This is a genomic window from Duganella sp. 1224 (assembly GCF_013408245.1).
Classification (GTDB): domain Bacteria; phylum Pseudomonadota; class Gammaproteobacteria; order Burkholderiales; family Burkholderiaceae_D; genus Rugamonas.
This window is the reverse complement of record NZ_JACBYS010000012.1, coordinates 25912-39510: the sequence shown is the minus strand read 5'-3', so window position 1 is coordinate 39510 and position 13599 is coordinate 25912. Positions and strand designations below refer to the sequence as shown.

At 67.9% G+C, this 13599-nt stretch carries 10 protein-coding genes; 2 read left to right on the top strand and 8 right to left on the bottom strand.

Annotated elements, in window-relative coordinates; genetic code table 11:
- Positions 1–18: 18 nt before the first annotated feature.
- The 7 genes from FHW58_RS26750 to FHW58_RS26720 all read right to left on the bottom strand — a co-directional run bounded on the left by FHW58_RS26750 (position 19) and on the right by FHW58_RS26720 (position 9746).
- Positions 19–1443: an efflux transporter outer membrane subunit gene (locus FHW58_RS26750; RefSeq protein WP_179676239.1), complete on the bottom strand. Its 1425-nt coding sequence runs from the start codon at positions 1441–1443 to the stop codon at positions 19–21.
- A gap of 13 nt (positions 1444–1456) precedes the next feature.
- Positions 1457–2335, bottom strand: coding sequence for an HlyD family secretion protein (locus FHW58_RS26745; protein ID WP_179676238.1), 879 nt, complete (start codon positions 2333–2335; stop codon positions 1457–1459).
- Between the two features lie 2 nt (positions 2336–2337).
- Positions 2338–2544: a DUF1656 domain-containing protein gene (locus FHW58_RS26740; protein ID WP_179676237.1), complete on the bottom strand. Its 207-nt coding sequence runs from the start codon at positions 2542–2544 to the stop codon at positions 2338–2340.
- Complete coding sequence (locus FHW58_RS26735; protein WP_179676236.1) at positions 2541–4613, bottom strand: FUSC family protein; 2073 nt, start codon at positions 4611–4613, stop codon at positions 2541–2543. The genes FHW58_RS26740 and FHW58_RS26735 overlap by 4 nt, the downstream gene beginning before the upstream one ends.
- A gap of 18 nt (positions 4614–4631) precedes the next feature.
- Positions 4632–5081 carry a MarR family winged helix-turn-helix transcriptional regulator gene (locus tag FHW58_RS26730; protein ID WP_179676235.1) on the bottom strand — a complete coding sequence of 150 codons (450 nt, stop codon included), beginning with the start codon at positions 5079–5081 and terminating at the stop codon, positions 4632–4634.
- Positions 5082–5208: 127 nt separating this feature from the next.
- Complete coding sequence (locus FHW58_RS26725; protein ID WP_179676234.1) at positions 5209–7980, bottom strand: pitrilysin family protein; 2772 nt, start codon at positions 7978–7980, stop codon at positions 5209–5211.
- Positions 7981–8096: 116 nt separating this feature from the next.
- Positions 8097–9746 carry a M28 family metallopeptidase gene (locus FHW58_RS26720; protein WP_179676233.1) on the bottom strand — a complete coding sequence of 550 codons (1650 nt, stop codon included), beginning with the start codon at positions 9744–9746 and terminating at the stop codon, positions 8097–8099.
- A gap of 245 nt (positions 9747–9991) precedes the next feature.
- Here FHW58_RS26720 and FHW58_RS26715 point away from each other — a divergent pair, with 245 nt between their 5' ends.
- Positions 9992–10798, top strand: a complete 807-nt coding sequence (locus FHW58_RS26715; RefSeq protein WP_179676232.1) for a DNA-formamidopyrimidine glycosylase family protein — start codon at positions 9992–9994, stop codon at positions 10796–10798.
- On the opposite strand, the gene FHW58_RS26710 is transcribed toward FHW58_RS26715, so the two are convergent.
- A complete protein-coding gene (locus FHW58_RS26710) occupies positions 10740–12251 on the bottom strand; it encodes a GntP family permease (RefSeq protein ID WP_179676231.1) in 1512 nt (503 codons plus the stop codon). The two genes, FHW58_RS26715 and FHW58_RS26710, sit on opposite strands and share 59 nt — an antisense overlap.
- Positions 12252–12425: 174 nt before the next feature.
- Between FHW58_RS26710 and FHW58_RS26705 the strand changes: the two genes are divergently transcribed.
- Positions 12426–13589 (top strand): TIGR04552 family protein, encoded by a 1164-nt coding sequence (locus FHW58_RS26705; RefSeq protein ID WP_179676230.1) that lies wholly within the window; start codon positions 12426–12428, stop codon positions 13587–13589.
- The last annotated feature ends 10 nt before the right edge of the window (positions 13590–13599 follow it).

The window sequence follows — 13599 nt, the reverse complement described above, 5'->3', positions numbered from 1 at the left end:
GGCGATAGCATACCATTCTTACGGTTGCTCCCAGCCGCCGCCCAGCGCCAGGAACAGCGCGATCTGGTCGGCCGCCAGCGCGGCTTCGGAGGCGGCCCAGGCGGCGTCGGTGGCGGCCAGGGTGCGGTCGGCGTCCAGCACGGACAGGAAGTCGGTGCGGCCATACTGGTACAGGCGGTGCGACTGCGCGGACGCCAGCGCGCTTTCATCGCGCGCGGTTTTCAGCGCGGCGTTGCGGTCCAGTTCACGCGCATAGACGGTCATCGCGCTTTCCGTCTCCTTCAGCGCGTTGAGCACCGTGCCGTCGAATTTGGCCAGCGCGCCCTGGGTGCCGGCTTCCGCCTGGGCGATGCGGCTGCGCGCCGAACCGGTGTCCGGCAGCGTCCACGAGATCAGCGGGCCGAGGCTCCAGCGGAAGGCGTTGCCGGCGCCGAAGTGGTCCAGCAGGCCGGTGCTGCCAACCGAGGCGCCCAGGCTGATGCTGGGGTACAGGTCGGCCGTCGCCACGCCGATGCGCGCAGTGGCGCCGGCCAGCGTGCGTTCGGCCTGGCGGATGTCGGGACGGCGGCGCAGCAGCGCGGCGCCATCGCCGACCGGAATCGGCGACGTCAAACGCGGCGCGGCCTGGCACTGCAGCAGGTGCATATTCATTTCCTGCGGCGTCTGGCCGGTCAGCGCGGCCAGGCGGTAGTGGGCGGTGCGGTGCTGGGCTTGCAGCGGCGGCAAGGCGGCCTGCAATTGCGCCAACTGGCTGCGGGCACGGGCACCGTCAATGGCCGTGCCGCGGCCGGCGCGGGTGCGTTCGTCGGTCAGCGCCACAAATTGCTGCTGCAGGTCGACCGCCTGCCGGGCGACGGCGATCTGGCGCGCGGCCGCGCAGGCGTCGGCGTAGGCGCGCGCGGTGTCGGCGGCCACGGTCACGCGCACCAGGTCCAGGCCGGCCTGCGCGGCCTGGGTGTCGGCGTTGGCTGCTTCCACCGCGCGGGCGATTTTGCCGAACATGTCGGTCTGGTAGGAGACGCGTACACCGGCGTCGTAGTTGAATTTATCGGGCAGCGCTTTCGGCGAGCCGATCGGCACACCGGACGAACGGCCCACGCCCGGCGCGGCGCTGATGCTGACTTCCGGCTTGCGTTCTTCTTCCGCCTGATCCAGCACCGCGCGGGTGCGCGCCAGGTTGGCGGCCGCCACGCGCAGGTCAGCGTTGGCGGCGAAGGCTTGTTCGATCAGCTTGTCCAGCACCGGGTCGTCGTACAGGCGCCACCAATGCGCGGGCAGCGGCGCGGATTGATACACCGCTTCTTCCGTGCCGAGGAAAGGCGCGGCGGCTTGCGGACGGTTGATCACCGCCTGCTCCGGTACCTTGTAATTGGGACCGACGGTGCCGCAGGCGGCCAGCGTGGCAGCCAAGGTCACGCCGCTGAGAATTTTAAGGGAGTTCATGCTGTCCTCCGTATTACGATTTTTTGCTTTGCACGTCGACCGTCACGGTCTGGCCGGCGACCAGGCGCGCGCCGGCCGGCAAAGCTTCCAGCTTGATGCGCACCGGGATGCGCTGCGCCAGCCGCACCCAGTTGAACGTCGGGTTGACGCTGGAGAGCAGGTTGGACGAGGTGCTGCGGTCGCGGTCCGCCACGCCGCCGGCCAGGCTTTCAACATGGCCCTTGAGGCGCAGCGATTCGCCCATCGGCAGCACCACCACCGCGTCGCCGACCTGGATGGCCGGCAGCTTGGTCTCTTCGAAGTAGCCTTCGACGTAGTAGGAGTCGCTGTCGATCAGCGCCATCACGGCGCGGCCGGCGCTGACATAGGAGCCGGTGCGCAGGTCGAGGTTGGAGACGGTGCCGTTCACCGGCGACACCACGCGGGTGCGTTCCAGATTCAGCTTGGCCACATCGCGGGCCACCACCGCCTGCGCCAGCGCGGCGCGCAACTGGTCGACGCGCGACGAACCCTGTTCGCGGGTTTCGGCCGAGACCAGGTCGCGCAAGTCGTTATTGCGGCGCGATTCCTTCAGCGCCTGATCCAGCGCGGCACGCTGCGCCTGTTCTGCCGCTTCGGCCTGGCGCAAGGCCAGCTCAAAGCGCGCGCGGTCCACTTCAAACAGCACGTCGCCGATCTTTACCTTCTGGTTGTCGCGCACCAGCACATGGGTGACCTGGCCGGTGACGTCCGGCGCCACCTGCACCACGTCCGCCTTCACGCGGCCGTCGCGGGTCCATGGTTCCACTTCGTAGTGCTGCCACAAGCGCCATGCCAGCACGCAGGCCACGGCCACGGCGGCCATGGTGACAATAAACCGGCCCAGGGCCAGCAAGGATGTCTTGAGGTTCATGATCAGCCCCGATTGGTTAAGATGGTTGAGAAGCTGCCCAGCAGAATGAAGAACAGCGCAAATTCAAACAGCGCGGGATGCCATACCAGCCGGTAAAAGCCCACGCGCATCAGCAGCCGCCCCAGGACGCGCGTGCAGATCAGCGCGAGAATGGACAGCAGCAGCAAGGTGGGGACGTATAGTCCGTACAGACTCAATTCAGCAATCACGATGCCATCTCCGGTTGGTAGGCGGCCGCGCGCGGGAACAGGTCGCGCCGCATGCTGGCCAGCGCGGCGGCGGCCTGCGGGCGCGCGGCGCCGATGCTGCCGCCGGCGGCGCAGACCGCGCGCAAGGTGCCGTCAAGCCGCTCCAGCAGCGCCGCCGGCGCCTGGCCATGGTGGGACGATGCGCTGCCGAAGTAGCCGCCGATGTTTTGCATCAGCGGTTGCAGCGTCACGCCAGCCTGCTCCAGCGTCTGGCGCAGCCCGCACAGCTGCGCCACATGCAGGCCGACGCGCAGTTCGCGCAGCCCGTCCACCGCCAGCGCCCGCGCTTCCGGCGTGGGATGGGCGATGGCCAGGCGCGGCATCAGCAGGCCGATACGGTCCACCATGCGCGCCGAAATGGTCAGCAGCGGTTCGCGCGCGCTGGCTTGCGCCATGTGCGCTACTTCGCGGCGCGCGGTACGCAGCATGCGCTGCGCCATCCAGTCGCCGCCGACGGTGCGCACCAGCGCCGTAATGACGGCGGCGGCGCTGTAGCCGAACACCTGCGCCACAGTGCTGTTCAGGAAGCTCGGGATATCCAATGTGCCGGTATCCTGCAAGGACAAGGTGCCGGCCACGCCGATCAGGAAGGCCAGCGCGCTGCCCGCCGTGGCGGGACGCGGCATGTAGGCGCCGCCGATCAGGAATACCGGCGCGATGACCAGCACCAGCATCTCGTAGCTGTGCACCGCCGGCAGCACGCACAGGATATACAGCGCCGCCACCGGCATCGAGATCAACGACCATTTCAGGAAGGCGACGATGGCCGGCGTCGGGTTGTCCTGGGTGGCGAAGAAGCAGCACAGCACCCCGGCCATCATCGGCGCGGCGGCGCCGGACGGCCAGGCGGTGAGGATCCAGAACGCGCAGCACAGCAGGATGGTCAGCACCGCCGCCAGCGCCGAGCGCAGCGCCATGCCGTGGTCGCGGTGCAGCACGGCCGGCGTCACGTGCGGCGTGTATTCGGCAGGGTTGCCGGCCATAGCCGCGCCGACGTTGCTGCGCAATTCCAGGCCGTCCTCGCAGGCTGCGATCAGCGCGTCCAGGCGCTGCGCCAGGTTGAGGCGCAGGATCTCGCTCCAGCTGGCGTTCGGTGCCAGCGCCGGCTGCAGTTGCGCCAGCCGCGCGCGCAGTTGCGCGGCGCGGGCCGGATCGGCGTTGCGGCCGGCGCCCACCCAGGCGGCCAGATCGTCCAGCAGCGCGGTCCACGGCGTCAGGCTGCCGGGATCGACCTCGCGCAGCGTGGCGAGGCGGTCCTCCACCGCCAGCAGCAGCGGCACCATCAAGGTCAGACGGTCGTGCAGCCCGTGCACCAGGCCGGCGGTCCAGCGCAGTTGCGAGGTGTCGAACGGCAGGTGGGTCGACATCACGCGCATCTCGCTGATTTCGCCGGCCAGCGCCAGCCGCGCATGGGTCGCCGGCGCTGGCGCCGCAGCGGCCGATGCGGCCGATGCGGCCGGTGTTGCGGCCTTGGGCTGCAATACTTCCCCCATCCAGCGCTGGGCGTCGCCGATGGCGCGGTCCAGGCGCGCCAGCAGCACCGGTCCCACGCCCTGCGGCAGCAGCAGCGAGTGCACCACGGTGGCGGACAGGATGCCGATGGTGATTTCTTCCACCCGCGCCAGGCCGGTGTCGAAGATCGCCGACGGCTCGGTCACGGCCGGGAAGCCGATCAGGCCCGCCGTGTACCCGGCCAGCATGAAGATGTAGGAGCGCGGCGTGCGGTCCAGCAGCGAGATGTACAGGCACAGCCCCACCCAGCAGGCCAGCGCCAGCGACAGCAGCTCGGGCGCATTGGCCATGCGCGGCACCATGACGATGGTGGCGGCGCTGCCGATCAGCGTACCGCACACGCGGAACAGCGCCTTGGAGCGCACCGCGCCGGAGAACGGGCTGGCGACGATGTAGGCGGTCATCATGGCCCAGAACGGGCGTGGCAGGCCGGCCGCCAGCGCGACGTACAGCGCCAGCATCGAGGCGATGAAGCATTTCAGCGAGAACAGCATCTCGCTCCATTTGGGCAGGTGCATGATGGCAGCTCTCCGCGCTTAGCCCATGCTGCGCCCGGCCAGTACCTGGTCAAGCTTGATCAGGGTGCGGACCGTGGCTTCGACGTCGGCCTGCGGCATGTCTTTGAACAGCTCGCGGCGGAACGGCGCCAGCGCCTTCTCCAGCCGGTCGGCGATTTTCTTGCCGGCGGCGGTCAGCGACAGCGTCTTGGCGCGGCGGTCGCTGGGATCGTCCTGGCGCAGCACCAGCCCCGCCGCCACCAGTTGGTCGATCACGCGCACCAGCGACGGCGGCTCGATGCCGACGGCGTCCGCCACCTGCCCCGGACGCACGCCGTCGCCCAGGCGCGAAATCATCAGCACCGGCCAGGCGCTGGCGTGCGACAGTTCAAAGTCCGCCGTCAGGGCGTCGGCCGCGCTCTTGTAGGCGCGCGCCACGTGGATCAGCGTGTGGGTCAGGGAAGTCAGGGTTTTGTCGTAGGCAGTCATCGCCGGCTCGCTGGAATATACTTAGGATGCTAAATATTAGCATCAAACGCGAATCTTTGCTGGCGACCATAAAAAACGCCGGCGCGGCGCACAGGCGCCGGCCGGCGTTTCATTGACACGATGACAGTTACGGCAACAGCTTGCCGTCGACGTCGATCTTGCGCACTTCGCCGATGTTCAGCGATCGTATCCCCGCTTCGACCTTGCTGACGTCCCCCACCACCAGCCACACCAAGCGGTCCGGCGTGATGGTGCGGGCGGCCAGCGCGTTGGCTTTTTCCGGCGTCAGCGCCAGCACCCGTGCGGTCAGGGTGTTGTAGTAGTCCTCCGGCAGTTTGTAGCGGATGATGTTGCCGTAATAGCCCGCCAGTTGGCTCGACGTTTCGAACGATCCCGGCAACCTCAGGGTCTGGTTGGTCTGCGCGTCGGACAGTTCGGCTGCGGTGATCGGCTTGGCGCCGGCGATGTTGGCGTATTCCTGCACCAGCTCCTGCAGCGCTTCCTTGGTCTTGTCGGTCTGCACCGGCGAAGAGCTCAGGTACAGGCGCTGACCGGCCGCCGCTGGCAGACGGGCATTGACGCCGTATGACCAGTGCTTGTCCTCGCGCAGGTTCATATTGATGCGCGAGCTGAAGGTGCCGCCAAAGACGTCGTTGACCACATTCAGTTCCACATTGTCCGGCGCGTTGGTGGACGCCGCCAGCTGCACGCCATAGATCACGCTTTGCTGCGCCCCCGGCTTGTCCAGCAGGTAGACCAGCGGCTTGGCCTGCGGCGCCACCGTGGCGATCTCCTTCTTCGGCGCGGCGCCGGCCCGCCAGCCGCCGAACGCCTTTTCCAGCAGCGGCGTCACTTCCGCCAGCGTGGTGTCGCCGACCACCAACAAGGTGGCGTTATTCGGCTTGAACCAGGTCTGGTGGTAGCGCACCAGATCGTCGCGCGTCAGCGCCCGCACCGCCGCCTCGCTGCCGCTGCCGCTGAGCGGGCCGGCATAGGCGTGGCCGGCGCCGTACACCAGCGCCGGCAGCACGCGCAGCCCCATCTCGGACGGCGACGACTTCTCGCGGGCGATGCCGGCCAGGCGGTTCTGCTTCTGGCGGTCCACTTCTTTCTGCGCGAAGGCCGGATGCTGGATCACGTCCGCATACACCGCCAGCGCGTTCGGCAAGGTCGCCTTCAGCGTGTTGAGGTTGACGTTGGCGCTGTCCAGCCCCGTGCCGACCGAGAACTCCGCACCCAGCGCTTCAAAAGCGGCGCTGATGTCGGCCGCGCTGCGCGTGGTGGTGCCCTCTTCCAGCAGACGGCCGGTCAGGCTGGCCAGGCCTGCGGTGGGCGGCGTGTCGGAGGCAAAGCCGGCGTCGACGATCAGCGCGAAGTTCACCAGCGGCGCCGTGTGGCGTTCGGCCAGGACCACCTTCAAGCCATTCGACAGCGTGGTTTTCTGCATGGGCGGCAGCTTCAGTGGCTCCGGCTTGCCCAGCGCTGGCGGCTGGCTGCGATCCAGCTTGGCGGTGGTGGTCAGGTTGGTCGGATACGGTTGCACATCGAGCACGTAGTCGCCGTCGGACAGCCAGGTTTGCAAGGCCTGCTTGATCTGCGCCGGCGTCGCCGCCTTGATCGCCTTCAGGTAGTCCTTGTAGCATTCCGGATTGCCGGTGTAGGTGGTGCAGCTGGCCAGCAAGTCGCTCTTGCCGCCAAAGCCGCCGATGCGTTCGACGATGCGGGTGTACTGCGCCAGGATGGTGGTCTTGGCCAGTTCCAGTTCCGCTGCGGTGGGGCCGGACTTGATCAGCGCCTGCAATTCCTCGTCGCCTGCGCGTTCGAGTTTGGCGCTGTCGGCGCCGGGACGCGCGGTCAGCACCACGTAGAACTGGCCGGCGATTTCCGATCCGTCGTTGAACGCGCTGGCGTCGGTCGCCAGCTGGTCCTGGTACACCAGGCGCTTGTAGAAGCGCGAGGTCTTGCCGCCGCCCAGCACCTGCGCCGCCAGGTCCAGCAGCGGCTCGGTGGCGGTGGCGGTGCCCGGCACGTTCCACACGCGGTAGAGGCGCGCCTGCGGCACCCGGTCCTGCACCGTGCCGCGATGGGTGCCGCTGCGCTTGGCGATCCATGCCTGCTGCTTGGCCAGCGGCGGCCCCGGTGGGATGTCGCCGTAATACTTCTCGACCTTTTCACGCGCCTGCTCCGGCGTGATGTCGCCGGCCAGCACCAGCGTCACGTTGTTGGGGCCGTAGTTGGTCTTGAACCACTCCTGCACGTCGCTCATCGACGCCGCCTCCAGGTCGGCCATCGCGCCGATCGTGGTCCACGAGTACGGGTGGCCGACCGGCCAGGTGTTCTCCGCCAGCAGCTGGCGCGTGACGCCATACGGCCGGTTCTCGCCCTGGCGCTTCTCGTTCTGCACCACGCCGCGCTGCAGGTCCAGCTTCTTCTGGTCCAGCACGCCGAGCAGGTGGCCCATGCGGTCGCTCTCGGCAAACAGCGCGTAGTCCAGCATCGAGGTCGGCACGTTCTGGAAGTAGTTGGTACGGTCGCCGTTGGTGGTGCCATTCAGGTCGGTGGCGCCGATGCGCTCCAGCGCGTTCAGGTAGGTCTGGTTGAAGTTCTCGCTGCCGCTGAACATCAGGTGTTCGAACAGGTGGGCGAAGCCGGTCTTGCCCGGTTTTTCGTTCTTGGAGCCGACGTGATACCAGGTGTTGATGGCCACCACCGGCGTCTTGTGGTCTTCGTGCACCAGCAGGGTCAGGCCGTTTTTCAGCACGAATTTGGTGTACGGGATATCGGGGATGGCGATGTCGTTTTTGGCGACAGGCTGGGTGGCTTCAGCGGCGTAGACGGTGCTGGCGGACAGCAGCGCGACGGCGGCCGCGACAACGGTGCGGCGCAAGGACATGGACATGCGGTATCTCCCTTGGTAGTGGTGGACCTGCAAAAAAGAGGGCGCCTGCATCGCAGCAGGCGCCCAGCCATTCTATTAAGTTTTAGATAATTCTGCCCAGCTTTTTTTGCATGTGCTTATTTGCGTTCCTTGGCGCTGGCGTCGCGCGCGGCGCGGAACTCGGCGTCCTGCGCCCAGTTCGGCCAGGCCTTGGAGTCGGCCAGGTCGCGGCCCAGCGCATACAGCAGGCCGAGGTCGTGCGCCATGCTGGCGAAGGTCCAGTCGGCGTGCCACTCGTCGGACGGCTGGTGGTAATTGTTGGTGTTGTAGTCCGCCTCCAGCTTTTCGCCGGCCGCCACGCCGCCGTCCACCAGGTCGTCGCCCGAACCATACGAGATGGCCGGCACGCCGCGCTTGGCGAACGGGAAGTGGTCGGAGCGGAAGAAGTGGCCGGCTTCCGGTTTCGGGTCCGGCTTGTACACCAGGTTCCATTGCTTGGCCTTGGCGATCAACTGGTCCAGCAGATCCAGCTTGGCGCTGCCGGAGATGGTGAAGTTGCGCGTCAGGCCGTGCGGGCTGAGGGCGTCCATGTTGATCACGCCAACCGTGGTGGCCAGCGGGTACAGCGGATTGGCCGCGTAGTATTCGGAGCCCAGCAGGCCCTTCTCCTCGGCGGTGACGGCCAGGAAGGCTACCGTGCGCTGCGGCGCCGGCGCCTTGCCATAAGCGCGCGCCAGTTCCAGCAGCGCGGCGATGCCGGTGCCGTTGTCGACCGCGCCGTTGTAGATCTTGTCGCCCTTGGCGTCCGGCAGGCCAACGCCCAGGTGGTCCCAGTGGCCGCTGTAGAGCACGGTCTCGTTCGGACGCTGGGCGCCCACCACGCGCGCCGCCACGTTCTTCGACACGATGATCTGCGCGTCCACCGCGTAGTGGGCCGACAGCGTGACATTCTTCAGCGCCACCGGCTGGAAGTCGCGGGTTTGCGCCTGCTTCTTCAGCGCTTCGAAATCGAGGCCGCCGCGCCGGAACAGGTCGACTGCCAGATCGCGCTGGATCCACGCTTCCATCGGTGCATGCGCCTCGGCCGGCTTCTTGCGGACGATGTCGTACATGACGTTGGTGTTGGAGTTCTTGACCGTGTTCCAGCCGTACGAGGCCGGCGCGGTTTCGTGCACGATGAGGGTGCCGAGCGCGCCGCGCCGCGCCATCTCCTCGTACTTGTAGGTCCAGCGGCCGTAGTAGGTCATGGCCTTGCCGCCGAAGTCGCCCTGGCCGGTTTCGAAGTCGGGGTCGTTGATCAGCACCACCGCCAGCTTGCCCTTCAGGTCCTGGCCCTTGAAGTCGTCCCAGTGGCGCTCCGGCGCGGTCACGCCGTAGCCGACGAACACCAGCGGCGCGTTGTTGATGTCGACCAGCTTGGCGCCGTTCATGGCGGCGCGCACCGCCAGGTCGTCGCCCTGCCTGAGCGGCTGCACGGTCTGGCCGTCGCTGACCGACAGCGTGACCGGGCCCTTGAGTTCGAAGCGGCCCAGCGGCACGTCCTGGGTCCAGCTGCGCTGGCCCTTGACAATGTCGCCGCCCGGTTTGAGGCCGGCGGCCTTGAATTGTTCGATCAGGTAGGCGACGGTCTTGGTCTCGCCGGCGGTGTGCGGGCCGCGGCCCTCGAACGCGTCGGACGACAGGACCTTGACGTCCTGCGACAGGCGTTGGGCGTCGAATTCCGGGCCGGTGGCGGCACGCGCGGCAAACGCGGCCAGCAGCGACAGGGCAAGCAGGGTGGATTTCAAGCGGGGCTCCTTCAAGGGATATGAGGGGGAGATACTGCCACGAATCCCGGTGGACCACAACGGCGCGGACGGCACCAGCGCAACCCGCACACCGTTGGCGCCAGGGGCCGGGCCATGGCCCGGCGGGGCGAAGCCCCTGTCCTGACCCTGGGTCAGACCCTTCTGTTCGGGGGTGAGGGTTAGCTGCCGTACCGTCACGGCCGCAGACGGCGCGCACACTGACCCCGTTTCCAGGAGAGCACGCCATGCCGGAAGGACCATCGATCGTCATCTTGCGCGAGGCCGCCGAGGGCTTCGCCGGCCGCACCATCGCGCGCGCCAGCGGCAACAGCCAGGGCGTCGATGTCGCCGCGCTGGCGGGCCAGCCCATCGTCGCCCTGCGCAGCTGGGGCAAGCACTTCCTGATCCAGCTGCCGACCCTGGCCCTGCGCATCCACCTGCTGATGTTCGGCAGCTACCGCATCAACCAGCGCAAGCCCGACTCGGAACCGCGCCTCAGCCTCGGCTTCGACGACGGCGAGGAACTCAACTTCTACACCTGCTCGGTCAAAACCCTGCCGCCCGACCTCGACGCGCTGTACGACTGGCGCGTGGACGTGATGGCCGACCAGTGGGACCCCAAGCTGGTGCTCAAGCACCTGCGCGCCCGGCCGGACATGCTGGTGTGCGACGCCACCCTCGACCAGGACCTCTTTGCCGGCGCCGGCAACATCTTCAAGAACGAGGTGCTGTTCCGCATCCGTGTCCACCCGCTGTCGCAGGTCGGCGCGCTGTCGGCCGCCAAGCAGCGCGAGCTGGTGGCCGGGATGCGCGCCTATGCCTTCGATTTCCTGCGCTGGAAGAAGGCCTTCGTGCTCAAGCAGCACTGGCAGGCGCACACCAAACGCATCTGCCCGCGCTGCGACATTCCCTTCCACAAGGCGCACCTGGGCAAGACCCAGCGCCGCAGCTTTTTCTGCACCCGCTGCCAGAAACAGTATCCGCCCGCCGCGCTTACACCAGTCCGGTCAGATAGTAGACCGCGATCACAAAGAACACCGCCAGCGTCTTGATCACGGTGATGCCGAAGATGTCGCGGTAGGACTGGCGGTGCGTCAGGCCGGTGACCGCCAGCAGCGTGATGACGGCGCCGTTGTGCGGCAGCGTGTCCATGCCGCCGCTGGCCATCGCCACCACGCGGTGCATCACCTCCAGCGGGATGTGCGCGGCCTCGGCGGCCTTGATGAACTGCTCGGCCATGGCGGCCAGCGCGATGCTCATGCCGCCCGAGGCCGAGCCGGTGATGCCGGCCAGCGCGGTCACCGACACCGCCGCATTGACCAGCGGGTCCGGCACGCTGCGCAGCGCCTGGCTGACCGACAGGAAGCCGGGCAGCGCGGCGATCACGCCGCCGAAGCCGTATTCGGACGCGGTGTTCATCGCTGCCAGCAGCGCGCCGCCCACCGCCGCCTTGGTGCCGTCGGCAAAGCTGGTGCGGATGCGGCCGAAGGCGGTGGCGACGGTCAGCACGATGCCCAGCAGCAGCGCGCCCTCCACCGCCCAGATGCCGATCACCGACTTGATGGGCAGCGTCACCGGCGCGTGCAGGCCGGGCAAGGCGTCGGCGGTCAGCGCGTACTGGTCGCCGTACCAGCCGGGAATCAGCTTGGTCAGCACGAAGTTGGCGACGCCGACCAGCACCAGCGGCGCCACCGACAGCAGCGGATGCGGCAGGCTAGCGCGCGCGGTCGCCGCCGAGGCGGAGGATGCGGCGGCGGACGATGCGGAGGCCGGGGGCACGCTGCCGGCGGCGGACGCTGCGGCGGCCGGGGCAGCGCCGGCCGGGGGCACGCCGCCGGCGGCGGCCGGCGCGCTGGCGGCCGCGCCGTCATAGCCCTCGCCGGTCGCCATCGCCGAGCGGCGGCGCCATTCGAGGAAGGCCAGGCCGGCGGCCAGCGTGGCGACCGAACCGACCACGCCCAGCCACGGCGCCGCCCAGCCGGTGGTCTTGAAGAACGTGGTGGGGATGATGTTCTGAATCTGCGGCGTGCCCGGCAAGGTGTCCATGGTGAACGAGAACGCCCCCAGCGCGATCGCCCCCGGCATCAGCCGCTTGGGGATGTTGCTCTGGCGGTACAACTCGGCCGCGAACGGGTACACGGCAAACACCACCACAAACAGCGACACGCCGCCATACGTCAGCAGCGCGCACACCAGCACGATGACGGCGTTGGCGCGCGTGCGGCCGATGTACTTGATGGCCGCCACCACGATCGCCTCGGAAAAGCCGGACAATTCGATCAGCTTGCCAAACACCGCGCCCAGCAGGAACACCGGGAAGTACAGCTTGATGAAGCCGACCATCTTGTCCATGAAGATGCCGCTGAACACCGGCGCCACCGCGCCCGGATCGGTCAGCAGCACCGCGCCCAGCGCGGCCACCGGCGCAAACAAAATCACGCTGTAGCCGCGGTAGGCGGCCAGCATCAGGAACACCAGCGCGGCAAGGACAATCAGAAAGGACATGCGGACTCCGGGACGTAAACAGATCGCGCTTACTGTAGCACTTCTGGCAACTTTGCGCATCTTCCCGAGGCGCAGCGGCGCGCCTGTCAGCAAAAGCCCACAGCGCGGCGCCGTAAGGCGCTATGATAGTTCCACTGGAGAATTAAAAATAACCGGTGTGAGGAGACGCACGCCATGACCGCATTACAGGCCTCGCTCAAGGGCGCCGCCAAGTTGTCGCTGAACTGGACCTATCTGCACGCCATCGCCAACGGCGTGTCGGCCATCGACCTGGAGGCGCTGGCGTTGCGCAACCTGCACGACGCCCGCCAGTTCGTGCGCGAATATGGCTTCGACCTCGACCAGCCGGCGGCGCCGGCGCTGATCCGCCGCGCCCACCAGGAAGCGGTCGCCTTCATCCGCGCCACCTTCCTGGCGCCTGCGCAAGCGGCGCTGATCCCGCCCGAGGTGGCCACGCCGGACGACCCGCTGCAACTGCTGGTGTACGCGTCGCTGCACTGCCAGCAGGCCGACGCGCGCCGGCTGTGGGCCTGCGCGGTGCTGAAGGTGATGCATGGCATCTTCTACATCGACAACAACCTGAAGCTGCGGCATTTCCACGCCATTCGCGCCCAAGTGTTCGGCACCCTGGACGAGGTGATCCGCCACGACGGCGGCCGCCACTACCTGACCGACGGCGAACTGTGCCTGCCGCTGCTGCACTACGACCGCAAGGACAACAAGGGCCGCAACAGCATCCTGCTCAAGCTGCTGCAAAAGGCCGCCTACCTGGCGGCCGATATCTATGACCACCTGGGCGTGCGGTTGGTGTTCGCCACCCGCTGCGAATGCCTGCTGGCCCTGCGCACGCTGCAGCGCGCGCACCTGCTGTCGGTGACCAATGTCGATGCCGGACGCACCCGCAACACGCTGCTGGACCTGGACGCGGCCAAGCAGGTGTTCAGCAAGTACCGCGCACAGCTGGAGCACGCCGACGGCTACCCGCTGGCCCTGCTGCGGCAGATGGACGCCGAACTGGCCGCGCTGGCGCAGCCGCAGACGCGCTGCGACAATCCGCACAGCGGCAGCGGCTTCAGCAGCATGCAGGTGACGGTGCGCAAGATGATCCACGTCCAGCAGCTGGACGCGGCGCCGGAGCAGGACTACGACGTCGGCTTTTTCTTCGAATACGAGATCCAGTTGATGGACGAGGACAGCTACCATCGCAGCCTGAGCGGCCCGGCCAGCCACGCCGCCTACAAGCAGCGCCAGGTCGACACCGCCCGCACCCGCGTCTTCGGCCGCGAGCTGCTGCGCTGGATCGAACAGCAGCCGCAGCCGGCGCCGCCGCCCGCTTGAACCGCCGCCG

What these genes read in the sequence shown, in the direction of transcription:
- FHW58_RS26750 (WP_179676239.1), bottom strand. Translation starts at nt 1,443, where the DNA reads ATGAACTCCCTTAAAATTCTCAGCGGCGTGACCTTGGCTGCCACGCTG.
- FHW58_RS26715 (WP_179676232.1), top strand. Translation starts at nt 9,992, where the DNA reads ATGCCGGAAGGACCATCGATCGTCATCTTGCGCGAGGCCGCCGAGGGC.
- FHW58_RS26710 (WP_179676231.1), bottom strand. Translation starts at nt 12,251, where the DNA reads ATGTCCTTTCTGATTGTCCTTGCCGCGCTGGTGTTCCTGATGCTGGCC.
- FHW58_RS26730 (WP_179676235.1), bottom strand. Translation starts at nt 5,081, where the DNA reads ATGACTGCCTACGACAAAACCCTGACTTCCCTGACCCACACGCTGATC.
- FHW58_RS26735 (WP_179676236.1), bottom strand. Translation starts at nt 4,613, where the DNA reads ATGCACCTGCCCAAATGGAGCGAGATGCTGTTCTCGCTGAAATGCTTC.
- FHW58_RS26745 (WP_179676238.1), bottom strand. Translation starts at nt 2,335, where the DNA reads ATGAACCTCAAGACATCCTTGCTGGCCCTGGGCCGGTTTATTGTCACC.
- FHW58_RS26725 (WP_179676234.1), bottom strand. Translation starts at nt 7,980, where the DNA reads ATGTCCATGTCCTTGCGCCGCACCGTTGTCGCGGCCGCCGTCGCGCTG.
- FHW58_RS26705 (WP_179676230.1), top strand. Translation starts at nt 12,426, where the DNA reads ATGACCGCATTACAGGCCTCGCTCAAGGGCGCCGCCAAGTTGTCGCTG.